We start from the raw sequence: 17,098 nt of genomic DNA, 5'->3' as shown, positions 1-17,098 counted from the left end.
GCCAAACCGTAGTTTTGTCTTGCACGGCGACGAAAAGCCCAAATACACCAAACGGTGCTCGCTACCCAACAACCCACAGCGTCAGGCAAGTCCCAACAGATCGGGGACTTGCCAATTGTTTTTATGCCAGGTCTACACACTCGATGCTCAAACCAAGCGCGCTTGCCACACCGGCACCATAACCAGGATCGGCCTTGAGACAGTTCGATATGTGACGGATCTGAATTTCCTTCCTTGCAGCGCCAATCGCGCGGGCAGTGTTTGCGAACAACACTTTTTGCTGCTCCGGCGTCATCAGGCGGAACAAATCACCGGGTTGCGAGAAATAGTCATCATCCTCGCGGTGGTTCCAATGATCTGCAGCACCTTCGATGGACAAAGGTGGTTCAGAGAAATCCGGTTGCTCCGACCATTCGGCATGCATATTGGGTTCATAGCCAATCCGAGATCCGGCATTGCCGTCGATCCTCATCGCTCCATCACGATGGTAGGAATGATACGGGCAACGCGGCGCATTCACCGGGATCTGGGAATGGTTGACACCCAACCGATACCGCTGAGTGTCGCCATAGGAAAACAGACGTCCCTGCAGCATTTTGTCCGGCGAAAAGCTGATACCAGGTACAATTGTAGAAGGCGCAAAGGCCGCCTGTTCCACTTCGGCAAAGTAGTTCTCGGGGTTGCGGTTCAATTCCAGCTCGCCAACCTCAATCAGCGGATAGTCCCCATGCGGCCAAACCTTGGTCAGATCAAATGGGTTGAGGTGGTATGTACCCGCATCCTTCTCTGGCATGACTTGGACGTAGAGCGTCCATTTGGGAAAATCACCGTCTTCGATAGCATCATAAAGATCACGCTGATGGCTTTCACGGTCACCAGAGATGATTTGCGCGGCTTCTTCGTCGGTAAGGTTTTTGATCCCCTGCTGGGTTTTGAAATAGAATTTGACCCAGAACCGTTCGCTGTCCGAATTGATAAAGCTGAATGTGTGGCTGCCAAAGCCGTGCATGTGCCGGTAGGTTGCGGGAATGCCGCGATCAGACATAACAATCGTCACCTGGAGCAAAGCTTCGGGAAGGCTGGTCCAGAAGTCCCAGTTGTTATCCGCACTGCGCATGTTGGTCCGCGGATCGCGTTTGACCGCGTGGTTAAGATCGGGAAACTTCAATGGGTCGCGAAGGAAAAACACTGGAGTGTTATTGCCCACCAGATCCCAGTTGCCTTCCTCGGTGTAAAACTTGACTGCAAAGCCGCGAATGTCCCGTTCCGCGTCCGCCGCACCGCGTTCTCCTGCAACGGTCGAAAAGCGCAGGAAGAGATCCGTCATCTTGCCAACATCAGAGAACAATTTGGCGCGTGTATAGCGTGTGATGTCGTGGGTCACTGTGAACGTACCGTAAGCGCCGGACCCTTTGGCATGCATCCGGCGTTCGGGGATCACTTCGCGATCAAAATGAGCCATCTTCTCGAGAAACCAGACATCCTGAAGCAGCGCAGGACCACGCGGCCCCGCCGTCAGAGTGTTTTGGTTGTCGGGCACTGGTGCGCCAAATGCGGTGGTCAGTTTCGGTTTGCTGGTCATGTCAATCTCCTGAGTTGGTATTGGCAGGACAAAACCGAAAACCGCCAAAATACTCCAACTTATATAAATTATCCGATCGATAATCAGAGGTGATGCATGGCAAGAAGAACCTCGGTTGCCGGTCTTTCACTCAGAGATCTTGAGTACATTCAAAGCATTGCCGAAGAAGGTCATTTTGGCCGAGCAGCTGATATCTGTGGGGTTTCACAACCGGCAATCAGCCAACAGGTATTGAAGCTAGAGGCCCGAATTGGATTTTCGATTTTCGAACGTCAGGGCAGGCGTGTCTCTTTGACGCAAAATGGCCGGATAGTCCTGCAAAAAGCAGAAATCCTTCTGACCGAGGCCCGTGAGCTGTTGGAATTGTCGCTGAGCCTGAGTGACAATCTGGAAGGTGATTTGAAGTTTGGTGTACTTCCAACCCTTGGTCCTTACTTATTGCCGCTCATCCTCAAGTCACTCAAAGCCGCTTATCCCAAGTTAAGGCTGTCACTATTCGAAGAACCCACGCATGTTCTTGAAGAGATGCTCACCAACCGGGCGCTGGACGCTGCGCTGATCGCAACTAACCCGAAACAGCCTGCACTAAGTGCGCTTGAGCTGTTTCATGAACCATTTGTTTTTGCCTGTCCCAAGGATCTGGATCTCAAACCCAATGAAAAGGTTCGTTGGTCCAAGGTTTTGTCCTCACAGCTCGTTCTACTTTCTCAAGAACACTGTCTACGGGATCAGACCGTTGCGTTTTGCGACCGGATTGACCGACCAGGACAAAGAGTGGCCAGCAGTCTTGAGATGCTCCGGCAAATGGTCGCGCTGGGAGAGGGTTGCGCGCTTTTTCCGGCATTGTCTGTGAGTGGCCCCGACCGTTTCGGCGGCCTAGCAACAACACATCCCATTGCGGATGGGGTGTTTGGCCGTTCTATCAGGCTGGCATGGCGCGACAGTGACCCACGCACGGGATCGCTTGAACATTTCGGGACTTTCATTCAGACCCTTATGGCTGCCCCGGAAATGGCGCGGTATTTGAACGGAAAAGCTTAGAGCCTGACCAACCACGGAAAAGGCAATTTAGCGTTTCTTTGAGGGCAAGCGTGCAAGTCATCATCAAAGAAACGCCGTTGGTCTGTCACTGCAGGGCTTCCAGATAGGCCAGCAGGTCCGAGATTTGCTCCGGTTTCTTTATTCCGGGAAAGGACATCTTCGTGCCCGGCAGGTACTTTTTGGGAGACGCTAGGAACCCGGATAAGTGTTCTTCATCCCAAATAAATCCGGCTTCCCCCATCGCTGTTGAGTATTTGTAACCATCAACAGCGCCAGCTTCTCGGCCCCAAACACCAAGCATCGTTGGGCCCACTTTTTTCTTACCTTCGTCAACTGCATGACATGCGGCACATTTTTTGAAAACTTTTTCGCCTGCCGCCGCGTCGCCTTCTGCGGCAACGCTTTGAGCACCCGCCAGCGCTATTGTTACAGCCACAAGAATACCTCGCATGTGATCATCCCTTCCTTTTGATTGCAGATAGTTGAGAATTCAGGTTTGGACCGAAACTGCAGTCGGTCTTGCTTTTCGGAACAGGCTTCTCATTTCCCGAATGCCAGCCCAAAAAAGAAACCCGATCTTCAGAAATTCAGACGCGACGTAGAGCAGATGCAATGAACTGTCCTCGACTGGTTGAACCGCGATGATCAAATGCGTCCGCGCGTTCAGCAAAGGAAGGAGCCAAAGCCTTTGAAATCCGAACACGCAGAGCGCGACAATTAATGACAACGACGGTTTCTGCCGGAACGACAGAAGAAGAAGTGCAATCAGTAGCGTGCAAAACGCCTCGAATACGCCAATCCACAGGAATTGCATCCGCCCAACGTCCAAGGCGACCGGCAATGTCAATGACGGGGCTTGGAACTTGGCCGGAGCCGCTATCAAGTTACCGCTAACTGCGGCGCCCATCCAAACAGAGATAGTCGCAATCAGTGCAATGCGGGCGGCCTCAAAAAGAGGCTCGGCATGGGACAGTCGGTTTTTTGAGACAGAGATTTTGACAGGTTGTGTCACGCTCATGATCGCGCCCTCACTAGACAGGGTGTTTGGTTGACGCGTGTGTTGCGGCGCCCCTAACCGTGGGTTTAGAAGCCGCTCGCCAGTAGCCGTAGCCCATGATCCCGGCACCGGCGAATGCGTTGCCCAAGGTGACATACGTCAAATTGTGGGCGGCTCCGGCCAGGGTGATGCTGTCGGGGTGATCTGAGATCAGCGCCAGTGAAAACACGGTCATGTTCGCAACGCTGTGTTCAAACCCCGCAGCAATAAATGCATAAAGACACCAGAAGATGACGATGCATTTGGTAACGTCGTCTTTTGCGCGCGCCGAACACCACAAGGCAAGACAAACCAGCCAATTGCACAGGATCGCTTTGGCGAACAGCTCCAACTCGGTGCCGTGCATCTTCTTGATGGCCACCTTATAAAGAAAAGCCTCTTCGCCTGCCCCTAAGATAAGTCCACCACCGCCTGCGACGAACAGCAACGCCAGCAATATGGCCCCGATCAGATTTCCTGCCCAACTGACCAACCAGCAGCGCAGCACATCCCACCAAGCAATACTTTTGGCCAGCAATCCGTGCGTCATGTACATGGTGTGACCAGTGAACAGCTCGGCCCCTGCAAAAACCACAAGGGTCAAGGCGATACCGAAGCTGGCCCCCATGACGATGGGACGGATGGATGGATCCGCGCCCTGCCCAACAGAAAGGATCAGCAAGATACCGGCACCAACAAACGCCCCGGCTTTTAAGGCGAGGATCAGAAAGGCAATTGGATCTGCACGCAGGTTGACGCCTTTCTCTTGCGCCAGTTCTGCGAACCCAATGACTGTGTCAGCATAGGTCATTTCGTATTACACTCCACAGCTTGCGCAGCCGGTCGCGTTCGACCTTTGGCCACTTGGATTTCCAAACAGGATCGGGATAGCCCAGAGACAGGCCAAGCATGCAGCGAGGTAGAGAAAGGCCATGCCCAGATCCTTCTGAGCCGAGACCAGGTAGGAGTTGCAAATCCTGACCGGCGCATGCGTATACAGAAAACCCAGCACACCCAGCATCGACAGCGCATTCGCCTTCAGGAATCCGCGAAGCACCGGGCCCAGCCAGGGCCAGGACAACCTCAGCAGTGCCCCCAACAGCAAAGGCAAGCTCAGATATTTAGTAAGTTCCCCTGTCGGCGTCAGCGCCCAATCAACGTTTCTTGGCAGCATCCAGAACAGAAATACGGTCAAGGCCACAAGTAGCAACGGAACAGCCCATTCACGCCGGACCTGCCTGTTCCAAGCCAACAACACCCCGGCCAGAACCAACAATGGCATCTGCACCAGGACATGCTGGATCGGACTTTCAACAACCGCATAGCGAAGTGCAACGGCCTCGGCAGAAGCCAGGAAGGCCAAGCCAAGCAACTTCATGAGCTGCGCTCCTCTAAATGGGTCAGAATAGCGTCGATCGCATCGGTGTCATACACCGCCGAAAAGCGGCCCTCGCTGTCAATCACATGGATTGCGGCATTGTGCTGAAACCCGCCCCATTCATCGGGAATGACAGTCACGTCAAAAAGCTTCAACAATGCCGGCAACTCTTCTGGCCTCGGCCGCGCAACGGTCCACATTTTGCCGTCCGCCTCATGGGCTTCCCCGTAAATCGTCATCTGATCGGGCGTGTCTCGCTTAGGATCAAAACTGACCGAGATCATCCGGACGGGCTCTCCACGCTGTTCCAATTGATCTCGGATCTTGGCAAAGTCTGCGCCTGCAATCTGGCAGATGTCGCCGCACACGGTGTAGATGAACTCGACCAAAACCACCTCCTCCCCTTGCGGCAACAGGGGCATCAACTGACCTGACATGTCTTCCAGTTGCAGGGCTGGAACTGGACGCGGTGCGCGCACCACGTCCAATCTCCGAGCGGCTTCGCTGGTGAAAGCCTGCCCTCCATCTGTGGCATGCCAGAGAGTTCCCAAGCCGATGCTCGCGACCAGAACCGAGGGAAGAGCGCGCGCAATCATCAGCTGTCACTCCGCCCAAGACGCAGCACAAAGCGCAGAACAAAGAGCAATGTTCCCAACACGACCAGCACGCCGAACAAGGTGCCAATGCGGTCGTGGGTCAGCCATTCTTCGTAGTGCACCGCCCAGCGACGCGGGATCGAAGCCGCACCAGAGAAGAGAAACACCGTCACAAACCCAGCGGCGCCTGCGAGGTAGGTCACAAAAGCGACCCGGTCCAACCCGCTCATCTGGGCGATGTTTTTGCCTCGGACCAGCCAGGCCATGAACCCAAAGGCCATCGCCACTTCGCCCAGCAGCAGGTAGGTGTGGAAATGCCCCGGGACCCACATTGTATTGTGCATCACTTTGTTCACACTGATCATCCCGTCGATTGACGCGGGGATTGAGCCGACCGACCAGCCTGCCACGGACAGAACCAGCAGTGAGGACGTCAGATCCCAGGTCATTTTCGAACCTCGCACATAGAGGAACGTAGAGAATGCTGTGACCGCGATGAGGGGAATGCCGCTTAAGTATGAGACCAGTTGCCCGACCACCAGCATCCAGGGTGGCATCACCACATCCTGAAGCAGATGGTGCCAGTAAACAGCCATCACGAAGATCAGAACTGCATTCCAGGCAATCGCAAACAGACGGTTCGATTTCCACGGTTTGCCGGTGTATTCCGGCAGGATTTCATACACCGCAGTGACGGCCATGTAGATTGAGGCATTGATGAAAACGTGGCCAAAGAAATAGATCAGGTTCTTGGCCAACAGCGCGTTTACTTCAAAACCCGGCACCAGCAGGTGGACAAGGCTCGCCACCAACACCGCGGCACCTAGGATTATCCCGATCGAATTGAAAATAGTCACGGCCGCCGCCGCGATGATTGTTGGCGGCGGAGGATTTTTGTCCTCTCGCCCTAGGATCAGGTTCCAGCCCAGGGCGCGCAAAAGGCTGCCATAACGGGCATGAATCTGACGACCGAGCTCCAGATAATACAGCAGAAAGCCAACGCCGATCGAAACATATCCAAGCATGAACGCAGCAGCCGCGCCCGCTTCCCACGCTCCGCCTGACATCGCGGGCAAGGGAAACAGGAATGTCCATGCGCCGCCATATCCGCCGATGAAGATCGAGCCGAAGATCAGGACGACGCCCAGCAGAAACAAAGCAAGGAAAGCCCAAAAGATTCCAGCTGTCAGAACGATATGACGCCCGCAAAAATACCACATGATTGCGGCGCCAGACAGTGCAGCTGTACCAACCATTCCGGCGCCATGGGCCGTCAGCAACTGATAAAACAAAGCCGGATCCACTTCGATCCATTGGCCCTGCGCAGCACGCATGATCAGACCAAAGACCATCATCAAGGCAAAGACCGCGCCTGAGAGGATCATGGTAAGCTTGACTGCCTCAGCCTGGGGTTCAGTGACGACTGATTTTTCCGCGACAAGTTCAGATACAGCGCTCATTTATTCCTCCACCGCGACGACTTCGAATTCGTTGACCATGTCCTGATGCGCCACCCCGCAGAACTCCATGCACAGGACTTGGTAAGTGCCGGGTTCATCGAACGTGTAAGAAACTTCGGTTGTGTAACCGGGGATCACTTGGACCTGCGTCAGAAGGCGGAGGTCTGAAGTGTAAATGCCCAATCCGTGGGTAACATCTTCGGTCGTGGCGCTAAAATTGATGGGCGTTCCCACAGGGATCTCAACTGTGTCGATATCCCACCACCACTGCCCGCTGGTGATGGAAACGGTGATGGCATCATCTGTACTGGCCAAAGCGTGCGGCCATGGTCGCAATGAACCGACTGCCACGATTACTCCAACAATCGTCATTGCCCAGATCAAGCCCGCACGCTTCGAGTTGGCATTGGGTCCTGCTTCCGCCCCGTTCGAGGCGCGCGCGGCCTTCCAGAAGACAAGTGACAGCGCTGCCATCAGGATCAGCGAGATCAAAAGTACAACAGGCTGCATGAGCCACCTCCTTTATTAAGCATTTTAAATACCTATTATAAAGATCAGAAAAAGATGTCAACAAAATAGGCATTTTCAAAGCCTATTTTTTATGAGAGATATAACTATGCAAATTACCAAGTTTTCCGACTATGCCTTGCGCATCCTGATCCATCTTGCCACCCACGAAGAGGGGTTGATGTCGACCCGCGAGATTGCGGCGATGCAAAACTTGCCCTTCAATCACCTGGCCAAGATCTCCCAGTGGCTCACACACGAGGGCTACGTAGAATCCGTTCGTGGACGCAACGGAGGAATGCGAATGGCCTTGCCTCCCAATGCGATCTCGATTGGCGGCCTGCTGCGAAAATCCGAACGCGGCACCCCTTTGGTTGAGTGTATGAAAGAAGACGGCGGCTGTTGTGTGATGACGCCTGCCTGTGGGTTGCTACCAATCCTGACTGAAGCTCAGGAGGCGTTTTTTACTGCCTTGGACAGCAAGACATTGCAGGATGTTTTGGAAGGAAATCGCGGAATGAAAAACCTGATCCGAGCGCTAGAAGTTAGTCATGCGCTGGCTTCAGATCATTAATACGCAAATTGAAATCGTATAAAACCACGATTTTCATTTAGCTGCACCAGGCACGGCACCCTCAATCGCCTGCCCTTCCCAGGCCTCGAATGCCATCGACAGGTGCCATGCCTTGAACCCGATGTAGCCGGCCAACAGGACCATTATCATCAGGTACATTGCCCTTCGGAATCGTGGATTCTCTTCAGCTTGGTACATCTTCTGCATTCCAGAGTAAGTACAGTGTCAGCATTCGGATCTGAGCGTCACTCAAACGTCCGTCCCACGCCGGCATCACCCCCCGTCGGCCAAAATGGATGCTGTGATAGATGGCGTCCCGGTCGCCCCCATAGATCCAACTTTCATCGCCCAAATCTGGCGCGCCGATCTCGTAGCCCCCGCGGCCGTCATCTCCGTGGCAGGCCGCGCAGTTTTCTTCAAAAACCAATTTACCGGCTTCGGCCGCCGTCGCATCATGCTGCTGTCCAGAGAGGAACAAGACAAATTCCGTGACTTCCTCAACCTGTTGATTTTCGATCATGCCATCCGCACCAAAGGCAAGCATCTGTGCGATCCGTGTATCGTCATGCTGCGCATTGATTCCATATCGAATGGTCGCCTCTATCTCTTCCGGCGTGCCTGACCATAGCCAATGACGGTCCACCAGGTTGGGAAAGCCAACCTGCCCTTTCAGATCATTCCGGTGACAAGCCGCACAGTTGTCGGCGTAAAGCTTGGAAATCGACGCGCTATACCGCGCCTCAAGCGTCGGATCGGCGGCCAGCTTGTCTATATCCCCGGACGCGAAAGGCGCGAATGTCATTTCTCGGCTCGCATCCGCCTGTTGAAGTGCCGTCGCAACTTCTGCACGCGAGGAATAGCCGAGCATCCCCTTCGCGTAGTCACGCACACTCGGGAAAGATGGGTAAAACACCCAATACAGCGCTGCTATGATGATACTGATCCAAAGCGCCCATCTGGCAGCCCAGGGAACAGGTGTATCCAATTCTTTGATACCGTCCCATTCGTGGCCAGTCAGATCGGTGCCGGAAACGGGATCCTTTTCCTTCATCGACATGGCTGATCCTCCTGACGATCGAGTGGGGATTGGGCGGCATCGTCGTAAACCTTCCGGCGCGAGGGCCAATAGGTCCAAACAGCTGCAGCTAAAAAGACGGCCATCAGGTAGATTGCGCCCCAAGTCTTGGAGAAAACGAGAACCGTATCATGTGTCATCGCTGAACCTCCTCAAGGTTTAACGAATCCAGATCGGCCAATGTGCCAAGAACCTGAAGATAGGCTACAAGGGCATCCATTTCCGTCAGCCTGCCCGGTTGCCCGTCATAATCCCGAACCTGAACGTTTTCACCGTAACTTGCCTGCAACTCTCCTTCAAAGTACTGCTCAGCATCCGCCTGCCATGCGGCGTCCTTTTCGGCGTTTTCGATCTGGGTGTCCGTATAGGGCACACCAGCCCGGCTGAGGGCTTTCAGCGAGGCAGGTAAATGTCCAGTCGCAAGACGCGTCTCGGACAAAAACGCATAACCCGGCATGATTGACCCCTCGACGAGGTCTCGCGGCGCTTCCAAATGCGCCACATGCCATGCGTCAGAGTATTTGCCACCAATGCGCGCCAAGTCCGGCCCTGTACGTTTCGAGCCCCATTGAAACGGATGGTCATACATGCTTTCGGCAGCCAGACTGTAATGTCCATAGCGTTCGATGTCCGACCGCAGGGTGCGGATCATCTGGCTGTGGCAGGCATAGCACCCCTCGCGGACATAGATGTCACGCCCGGCAAGTTCCAGCGGCGTGTAGGGCCGCATACCTTCGACCTTTTCCACTGTGTTTTCGATCGTGAACAACGGCGCGATTTCGACAATTCCACCGATCGATGCAACCATCAGGATTGCCATTGCAAACCCAAGTGAATGGCGTTCGAGTTTTTGGTGCTGAGTACTCATTGGGACTTACTCCGCTGGCAGCTGGACCAATGGTCCGGCTTCCCGGGTTTGGGCTTTTTTCGGCCCACTTACAGTCATGTAAATATTGTATGCACCGATGCAGGCTCCGATCAGATACAACAGCCCCCCAATCGCGCGGGCGACATAGTAGGGATGCATCGCGATCACACTGTCGAGGAAGGAATAGAGGAAAGCGCCGTCCGCATCATAGGTCTGCCACATCAGCGATTGCGTGATGCCGCTGTTCCACATCGCGCCAACGTAAATCAGCGTTCCGCTCAGGGCGAGCCAGAAGTGCCAGGCCTCCAGTCGCAAGGAATATACGCCGTCCCGCTTCCATATCCAGGGCACCAGTTTGTACAAGGCACCAAAGGTGATGAAGGCGACCCAACCCAAGGCGCCGGCATGAACGTGCCCAACCGTCCAGTCGGTATAGTGGCTTAGCGAGTTTACCGGGCGGATCGCCATGAACGAACCTTCAAATGTCGACAGCCCATAGAACAGAATTGCGACCATCATGAACCGCACCGCCGGGTCCGTCCGGACTTTATCCCAAGCCCCGTTGATCGTAAGGATGCCGTTGAACACAGAGGCCCAGCTGGGAACCAGCAAAATGATCGACATGGTCATACCAAGGTACTGAACCCAATCAGGCAGGGCTGTATAATGCAGGTGATGCGATCCGGCCCAAAGGTAGAGAAAAGTGATCCCCCAGAACCCTACAATCGACATGCGGTATGAATAGATCGGCCGGTTCACAGCTTTAGGCAGGAAGTAATAGAGCATCCCCAGGAACCCTGCCGTAAGCAGGAAACCAACCGCGTTATGCCCGTACCACCACTGCGTCATGGCATCCTGCGTTCCCGAAAAAAGCGAGTAGCTTTTGGGGTAAGCGATGGAGACGGGGACCGAGAGGTTGTTCACCGTGTGCAGCATCGCGATGACGACGATGAATGCCAGATAGTACCAGTTGGCCACATAGATATGCGGCTCTGCCCGACGCGAAAGGGTCTTTAGGTAAAGCGCGAGGTACCCTACCCATACAACCAGCAACAAAAGATCCGCATACCATTCCGGTTCCGCATATTCCTTGGATTGGGTAATCCCCAAGGGGTAGCCGGTCGCCGCAAGGACCATGAAAAGGTTATAGCCCCAAAAGACCATCCAAGGCAGCGATTCACTGGCCAGTCTTGCCCGCGAGGTGCGCTGCACCACGTAGAACGAAGTTGCGATAAGGGCATTGCCGCCAAATCCGAAGATTACCGCAGACGTATGTACCGGACGCAACCGGCCAAAGTTCGACCAGAAAATATCCCCGTTCAATGCCGGAAAGGCCAGTTGCCAAGCTAGAATGTCTCCGACGGTAAAACCAACCAAGGCCCAAAATAGCGCAGCTATGACACCGAAACGCGTGACCTTGTCATTATACTCAAGCGGGATGTCCCGGATTTCTTCACTCATTCGGGTGATCATCCAGATCAACCCCCAACCGGCGAAGATGGCGATCATCCAGCCATGCAGCACATAGGCGAGAGGTACACCCCAACCAAGAATGGCCACTCCGCCGATCAGAACAATGACAAGAGCACACAGGACCAAAACGTTTTCGACAGTATTGTTATTCAGCATCTGGCCGCTCCTGCCGGTGGAAACGCACTTCCAATGCGACCTCTCCCATGGGGTTCACAGAGTGAGTTTCCTGGGGCGCAAAGACCGCCGTATCACCCGCAGCCAACACCAAGTCATCTTTGTTGTCCCGACGCAGCAAAAGCTGGCCAGATTGCACCGCCAATTGGCCCCAGACACCGGCTTTCGTGCTGTGATCCTTGCGCAATTTTTCTGGCAGAGTGTCGTGCGTGAATTGCGAAGTCGCATAGTGCACCACGCCTTCTGGAAGGGCTTCTGTCATTGTGCGTCTCCATGGAAAAGCTCTGCATAGGCATGCCAGGTTGAATATCCCAGCAAAGGGAAAACTACGGCCAGCCCTAGCAGGCCCGTTAAAATCCCCAACAAAGTCAGCGCGGTAATCGCACTTCCCCAACACAGGCAAAGTCGAAAATTATGAGTGGTGGCATTAAAACTCAGCGCCATGGCTGAGAAGCCATCGATCTTGCGGTCTACAAGCATCGGAAGCGAGAAGGCTGAGACAGCGAACCCCAACGATGCAAACAGTCCGCCGATCAAAGATCCAGAGATTAATAAAGCCCAGCCCGACGGTGTGCTGATCATCCGCAGCAGAGTGTCAGCGAAGCCAGAGAACGGGCGCAGACCATATACAATGGCGAACATGACTGTAGCGGCACGTATCCAAGTCAGGGCAAACACCATGAGGATCGCGCCGACCAGAGCAATCTGCCCTTTCGCGACAGCTGGTCCATAGCCACCGCTCGCAACCGAATACAAACCAACGGTTGCAATGGGACCAACAAGCACTCCACCAGCCAAAAGTGGCAGCAGAACCCAACCTTGACCGCTGAGCAAAAGACCCGCGACACACGCCCATCCCAACAGAACAAGCGCAATGCCGTAACATAGCGAATACTCAAGGTTCGCTCTAAAATCGCGCCATCCCGCTCGCAACCAACGTTTCACGACTTGGATTGGCGGCTCGGTAATGACCTGCGCTTTTGAATATACCGATATGGTCATGACAACACCGGCGGGGCACCCACCTCGCGACGAAAGTTCTCGATCCCAAAGGTCAAACCTTTACCGATCCGGTTGGTCAAATGAGTAAAAGCTTGAGCGGTATCTGGCTGCAGAACCTGATGTGCCGTTTCGCCAAACAGATCGAGCCACAAGGGAAAATGCTCGGGAAGGATGTCTGAATTTGCAAGATGAGCCTGCATTGGATTTCCGGAATACCCGGGCTCCCTCAGGATCGCGCCGCGCCAAAACGATGCGATCTTTTCTTCGTGGGCTTTCCAATCCTGAATGGCCTCATTGAACACGGGACCCAATACAGGATGCACCCTTATCTGCGCGTAAAACCGGCAAACCAATAACTCAATTTCCTCAGCGGAAATTTCAAACATCTGTGGTTTGGCAAGCATCCCAGCTGTCATCAGAATCTACTCCATTTCGGGCACCCGGTTTCTGCCCCCTTTAATAGGTATTGTCAATACCTATTAAAGGGGGCACTGGTACCCCACAGATACTCAACCCGCCTCTCAGACGGATCGTCTTGCCGCAGATTCCGCGTAAGCTCCACTTCGCAGGGAAAAAACATCATCCAGGGGTGCCCTAACTCCTTCAGGCATCCGGGTTGGGTCGAACACCTTTTTGGTGCTTTCAGAACGATCATCAGGTAGCTCAACCTGAATTGTCCCAAGATCAACCATGGTATGTGTCCCACTCCAAGGCACAGTCGGATCAGACACATTGTCAGCGGCGTTCGCGATCACCAACTTCAACGACCAACGGGCGGGACCATCGCAGAGCTTTTCCAGGAACCTGTCATGAAGGAAGTCATCCGAGAGGGTTTCCATCTCTTCCTTGCTCAATGCCAAACGCCCACCCTCCGGCTCCAGCAGAATTCGGGCAGAGATTTCCCTTCCACTCCAATCAAACCGATAAGCATGACCAGAGTGGTATTGTTCAGACGAATAACAACGGCACGGCACAACAGACTTCAGATATTGTTGGTGTGGCACCGTGTTGGGGTTTGCCTCATTAAAGGCTTCTACCAACTTCGGATCCGGGGCACCGGTGTCCGGATCAGGAATACGAGCGGCAAGAAAAGCCCGGAATTGTGCAGCAGAGTTGGCAAAGAAAATCGGGTTCGAAATTAACGTCAGAACCCAAGATTCTGATCCTTTTCCGATCTCCAGCCCAATCCCGCGCACCGAAGGGCTTTTGTCACTGATGCCCGGTTTTCCACCCCCAACGGAGAAGCGCGCCGTAACCTTGCATTCATTGTTCAACATCGGGATTTGAACTCTCGGCTCCTCCGCAGCAGGACAGAAACGCCCCTGTGCTGTAAACCCCTTTGCGTGTGACGCGCGATAGCCATTGTGACGGCCAAACGTTCCATTCAATGCGTCGATCAGTTTTACTGCCTGTGACATGACGTCCTCCTTGATCAGTTATCGAGCAGGCCGGGAAACCCTTTTTGAGATGGCTTTATTGCCCATGCATTTTGCTCATTGAGAATTCGTATTTCCGGCAGCGCAGAGCATCACAGGAAATCGATTGATCCGCTGATTCAGTGGATTCGAAGTTATTCTTTTTCAGACAGCCGTTTTCCCACACCATGTGCGTAGATCAACGATCGTGCTTTCAACATGGGATCATTGGATGGTGCAAAGCCGTCGCTCAAGATCAGCGGGTCAAAGTTGATCTCGTCACACTGCCCATCAGTCTCAGTCATCGCAGCATTCGCTGTGAAGCGCGCAGCAACGATTTCTGTGTGATCGCCGGTCCACTGAACAGAGGGATCTTCGACATTGTCATCAGCGTTAGCCAGAACGATAACCATGTCCCAGGACACGCCCCCGTTGGCGATATTGGCCTGCATGTTTTCAATGAAGAAGTCGGGGTGAGTGTCAACAACGATATCCTCCTGCCCCGATGGGCGGAAATAGAATCGCATCGCAGTTTCTTGACCCGCGTCATTTACAAGGAGGAAAGAATTCACGCTGTAGTAGGTTGTACCCTCATGGGGTCGAAGCGATTTATCCAACGCGCCATGATACTCGCTGTAGGTCTTCAATGAAGGATTGGCGGCTGCAAACGCCTTGGTTGCTTCCGCTCCAGCGGCCTTGGCACGCAATAGTTCGATGAACGCTTTGCTCGTCGGCACCGGAAAGAAGTGTTCGGTGTTCATGGCAATCACGTGCAGGTCTTCCTCCGGCGTCGTGATCTCCATCGATAGCCCAAGTAGCCCGTATTTGTCGTCTGCTGGATTTGCCTTACCACCCTTGTGGGACACCCGAGCAATAACCGAAGATTCACTAGTGAACAAAGTGCTGTTGGAGTACGTTTCAATCGTCTCGTCTAAGGGTGTAAGCGTGCCCTCAACGCAAAATCCTTTGGTGTGATTGCGGCGTTTACCTTCAGTCACACCAAACAAGTCTTCGAAGGCAGCGAAACCCTTCTCAAAGTCAAAGTCACCTTCTGCGACGGCAGGTGTCGCCCCCACAGAAATGCCAATAGCTATAATGCTGCGTCTGATCATTACATCCTCCATTTGCATTTATTTGCTAGCTAATATTTAGCTTCCTAATTATTTGCAAGTAAAAACTTCAGATGCTAAAAAGTGCCCGAGATCAAAAATGAAAGTCGCCATCGTGCCCAAGACGAAAAAGCCTGAGACCGACGAAGATGTTCGGCTAGACAATCAGTTGTGTTTTGCGGTCTACGCGGCCTCGCACAAGATAGAGCAGCTTTACCAGATACTTCTGAAGGCCCAGGGACTAACTTACACCCAGTATTTGGTCTTGATGGCATTGTCCGAAGAGGATGGTGTCTCCATTTCCACTTTGGCAAAACGGCTTGACGTATCCGGAGCGACAATGACGCCGTTGTTGCGGCGCCTTGAGGAAAAAGATCTGTTACGGCGTGAGACGCGGGACGGGAACGAGCGCCAGAAGATTGTCACTCTAACTGAAACAGGACGCAGCATCTGGATAAAAAGCTGCGGGATATCATCTGAAGTCTTTTCCCAAATTGGCCTTACTCAACATGAGGCAGACGACATCATCCGAATTTGCAAGAAGATCGCCAGCAAGTAATCCGTTATCGAAGTGCGAAAGACATCACAGATTTTCTCTAATATTCTCCAGGTATTTATCCAGGACTTCCAAGCCAGCATTCGCTCTTTGCCATGTTCGCCACTAGACTGATCGCTAGATCTTTAAGCTCACAGAACGATTGCGGACCTGCGATGAGCCCTTACCAGACCTTGATCACACCTCGGTCTTTCGCTCATGCAGCCGGTCGCGAACGCGTACAAAGTTGCCGTTCATTTGTCTTGACGATGTCAACCGCAGCATAGCGTGTTAGTTGTCAGCAATGAACCAACTAACCTCAGCCAAGCGGAACGCCATACCCTATGCCCTTGCGGTCGTTGGTGTGCTTTTTGCATCCATCTGTTTTGGCCTTGTACCCTATTTTAGCCGTGGGCTCACCGATCAGGGTCTCGCTCCCTATGCGGTTGCCTTTTATCGGTACATCTTGGCAGCTGTTGTCCTTTTGCCCGCACTTGTAATGCATCACTCAAAGTGGCGAGAAATCGTCTGGGGTATGGTTGCGGGCGCAGTGATGGGTCTTGGCTGGGTCGGCTATGTTACTGCTCTTGAGACTGTTCCTGCATCGACGGTTGGCGTACTCTACATGACCTATCCGGTGTTTACGATTGCCATCGCATGGGCGCTTTTTGGTGATCAACCAACGCGGCGCAGCTTTGTTGCGGCTGGATTGATCGTCGCTGCTGCGATATTCGCAGGTTCTCCGGCATCTGTGCCACCGGACCAAATTCCAATCCTTCTCGTCTCATTAGCGGCACCTTTCGGTTTTGGCTTCGGCATATGTGTTCTCGTGCACCGCCTGTCACGTATTGCGCCTTTAGCCAGAATGGCGTCAGTCTCGCTTGGGTCGGTCATTGGCCTTGCCCCTCTCATTCTTTCATCCGACGTCGGCGAAATTCTACCAGAAAGTGGGGACGACTGGGTTCTAGTTGTCGGGTTGGGCCTTGTGACGGCGCTAATTCCGCAACTGATTTACACGATCTGTTCGCCTATTATTGGGGCAGCGCGCACTGCTGTAGTCGGAAGTATTGAACTACCCACGATGTTTGCTGTTGGCGTTCTTGCATTCGGTGAAGTAATCACGGGTACACAGGCGCTGGCCTGCGCGCTGGTTTTGGGTGCGATAGCTCTCACTCAAAGTCGCTCAACTCGAACTGTGACGACCGTGATCAGCAAGGAGCCTGAGAGGTAACTTTGGTCTCGTTGCCGACTTTCTCTATGGCGAGTTTGGACA

General features: G+C 53.6%; 22 protein-coding genes. 4 read left to right on the top strand and 18 right to left on the bottom strand.

All coding sequences use genetic code 11. The annotated features are described in order from the left end of the window. Positions 1–121: 121 nt before the first annotated feature. The gene (locus GOX21_RS16285; protein WP_170378544.1) at positions 122–1,582 is read right to left on the bottom strand and encodes a catalase; all 1,461 of its coding nucleotides are present in this window, start codon (positions 1,580–1,582) and stop codon (positions 122–124) included. 96 nt (positions 1,583–1,678) lie between these two features. Here GOX21_RS16285 and GOX21_RS16280 point away from each other — a divergent pair, with 96 nt between their 5' ends. Then, on the top strand, positions 1,679–2,623 hold the full coding sequence (locus GOX21_RS16280; RefSeq protein ID WP_170378542.1) for a hydrogen peroxide-inducible genes activator: 945 nt from the start codon (positions 1,679–1,681) through the stop codon (positions 2,621–2,623). Positions 2,624–2,708: 85 nt separating this feature from the next. On the opposite strand, the gene GOX21_RS16275 is transcribed toward GOX21_RS16280, so the two are convergent. Genes GOX21_RS16275 through GOX21_RS16245 form a run of 7 tightly spaced genes read right to left on the bottom strand, consistent with a single transcriptional unit; the run spans position 2,709 to position 7,603 of the window. After that, positions 2,709–3,074, bottom strand: coding sequence for a c-type cytochrome (locus GOX21_RS16275; protein ID WP_170378540.1), 366 nt, complete (start codon positions 3,072–3,074; stop codon positions 2,709–2,711). 39 nt (positions 3,075–3,113) lie between these two features. Continuing rightward, the gene (locus tag GOX21_RS16270) at positions 3,114–3,641 is read right to left on the bottom strand and encodes a hypothetical protein (RefSeq protein WP_170378538.1); all 528 of its coding nucleotides are present in this window, start codon (positions 3,639–3,641) and stop codon (positions 3,114–3,116) included. Positions 3,642–3,654: 13 nt separating this feature from the next. Then, positions 3,655–4,470 carry a formate/nitrite transporter family protein gene (locus GOX21_RS16265; RefSeq protein ID WP_170378536.1) on the bottom strand — a complete coding sequence of 272 codons (816 nt, stop codon included), beginning with the start codon at positions 4,468–4,470 and terminating at the stop codon, positions 3,655–3,657. Positions 4,471–4,476: 6 nt separating this feature from the next. Beyond that, positions 4,477–5,037, bottom strand: coding sequence for a hypothetical protein (locus GOX21_RS16260; RefSeq protein ID WP_170378534.1), 561 nt, complete (start codon positions 5,035–5,037; stop codon positions 4,477–4,479). Next, complete coding sequence (locus GOX21_RS16255) at positions 5,034–5,633, bottom strand: SCO family protein (protein ID WP_170378532.1); 600 nt, start codon at positions 5,631–5,633, stop codon at positions 5,034–5,036. The genes GOX21_RS16260 and GOX21_RS16255 overlap by 4 nt, the downstream gene beginning before the upstream one ends. Beyond that, positions 5,633–7,093: a cbb3-type cytochrome c oxidase subunit I gene (locus GOX21_RS16250; protein WP_170378530.1), complete on the bottom strand. Its 1,461-nt coding sequence runs from the start codon at positions 7,091–7,093 to the stop codon at positions 5,633–5,635. The genes GOX21_RS16255 and GOX21_RS16250 overlap by 1 nt, the downstream gene beginning before the upstream one ends. Next, positions 7,094–7,603: a cytochrome C oxidase subunit I gene (locus tag GOX21_RS16245; protein ID WP_170378527.1), complete on the bottom strand. Its 510-nt coding sequence runs from the start codon at positions 7,601–7,603 to the stop codon at positions 7,094–7,096. A gap of 106 nt (positions 7,604–7,709) precedes the next feature. Here GOX21_RS16245 and GOX21_RS16240 point away from each other — a divergent pair, with 106 nt between their 5' ends. Further along, positions 7,710–8,174 (top strand): RrF2 family transcriptional regulator, encoded by a 465-nt coding sequence (locus tag GOX21_RS16240; protein WP_170347428.1) that lies wholly within the window; start codon positions 7,710–7,712, stop codon positions 8,172–8,174. A 33-nt stretch (positions 8,175–8,207) separates the two neighbouring features. On the opposite strand, the gene GOX21_RS21675 is transcribed toward GOX21_RS16240, so the two are convergent. From GOX21_RS21675 to GOX21_RS16195, 10 genes are all read right to left on the bottom strand, one after another. Beyond that, on the bottom strand, positions 8,208–8,333 hold the full coding sequence (locus tag GOX21_RS21675; RefSeq protein WP_264187355.1) for a hypothetical protein: 126 nt from the start codon (positions 8,331–8,333) through the stop codon (positions 8,208–8,210). A gap of 25 nt (positions 8,334–8,358) precedes the next feature. After that, positions 8,359–9,231, bottom strand: coding sequence for a cytochrome-c oxidase, cbb3-type subunit III (ccoP, locus tag GOX21_RS16235; protein ID WP_170378525.1), 873 nt, complete (start codon positions 9,229–9,231; stop codon positions 8,359–8,361). Further along, entirely contained in the window at positions 9,222–9,335 is a 114-nt protein-coding gene (locus GOX21_RS16230; RefSeq protein WP_254428580.1) for a cbb3-type cytochrome oxidase subunit 3, read from the bottom strand. The genes ccoP and GOX21_RS16230 overlap by 10 nt, the downstream gene beginning before the upstream one ends. Positions 9,336–9,385: 50 nt before the next feature. Further along, positions 9,386–10,117, bottom strand: coding sequence for a cytochrome-c oxidase, cbb3-type subunit II (gene ccoO, locus GOX21_RS16225; protein ID WP_170378521.1), 732 nt, complete (start codon positions 10,115–10,117; stop codon positions 9,386–9,388). Between the two features lie 6 nt (positions 10,118–10,123). Continuing rightward, positions 10,124–11,746: a cytochrome-c oxidase, cbb3-type subunit I gene (gene ccoN / locus GOX21_RS16220; RefSeq protein WP_170378519.1), complete on the bottom strand. Its 1,623-nt coding sequence runs from the start codon at positions 11,744–11,746 to the stop codon at positions 10,124–10,126. Continuing rightward, positions 11,736–12,026 carry a DUF1971 domain-containing protein gene (locus GOX21_RS16215; RefSeq protein WP_170351582.1) on the bottom strand — a complete coding sequence of 97 codons (291 nt, stop codon included), beginning with the start codon at positions 12,024–12,026 and terminating at the stop codon, positions 11,736–11,738. Before GOX21_RS16215 ends, ccoN begins: the two co-directional genes overlap by 11 nt. Further along, complete coding sequence (locus GOX21_RS16210) at positions 12,023–12,766, bottom strand: DUF2189 domain-containing protein (protein ID WP_170378517.1); 744 nt, start codon at positions 12,764–12,766, stop codon at positions 12,023–12,025. The genes GOX21_RS16215 and GOX21_RS16210 overlap by 4 nt, the downstream gene beginning before the upstream one ends. Beyond that, a complete protein-coding gene (locus GOX21_RS16205; protein ID WP_254428576.1) occupies positions 12,763–13,182 on the bottom strand; it encodes a group III truncated hemoglobin in 420 nt (139 codons plus the stop codon). Before GOX21_RS16205 ends, GOX21_RS16210 begins: the two co-directional genes overlap by 4 nt. A 105-nt stretch (positions 13,183–13,287) precedes the next feature. Beyond that, positions 13,288–14,184 (bottom strand): catalase, encoded by an 897-nt coding sequence (locus GOX21_RS16200; RefSeq protein WP_170378515.1) that lies wholly within the window; start codon positions 14,182–14,184, stop codon positions 13,288–13,290. Positions 14,185–14,336: 152 nt separating this feature from the next. Continuing rightward, complete coding sequence (locus GOX21_RS16195; protein WP_174818925.1) at positions 14,337–15,293, bottom strand: catalase; 957 nt, start codon at positions 15,291–15,293, stop codon at positions 14,337–14,339. Between the two features lie 97 nt (positions 15,294–15,390). Between GOX21_RS16195 and GOX21_RS16190 the strand changes: the two genes are divergently transcribed. Together GOX21_RS16190 and GOX21_RS16185 are read left to right on the top strand one after the other, a co-directional pair. Then, entirely contained in the window at positions 15,391–15,849 is a 459-nt protein-coding gene (locus GOX21_RS16190; protein WP_170351589.1) for a MarR family winged helix-turn-helix transcriptional regulator, read from the top strand. 280 nt (positions 15,850–16,129) lie between these two features. Then, a complete protein-coding gene (locus GOX21_RS16185; protein WP_170378513.1) occupies positions 16,130–17,056 on the top strand; it encodes a DMT family transporter in 927 nt (308 codons plus the stop codon). The last annotated feature ends 42 nt before the right edge of the window (positions 17,057–17,098 follow it).

It is taken from the genome of Ruegeria atlantica, assembly GCF_013032005.1.
Lineage (GTDB): Bacteria > Pseudomonadota > Alphaproteobacteria > Rhodobacterales > Rhodobacteraceae > Ruegeria > Ruegeria atlantica_A.
This window is presented reverse-complemented; position numbering and strand designations above follow the sequence as displayed.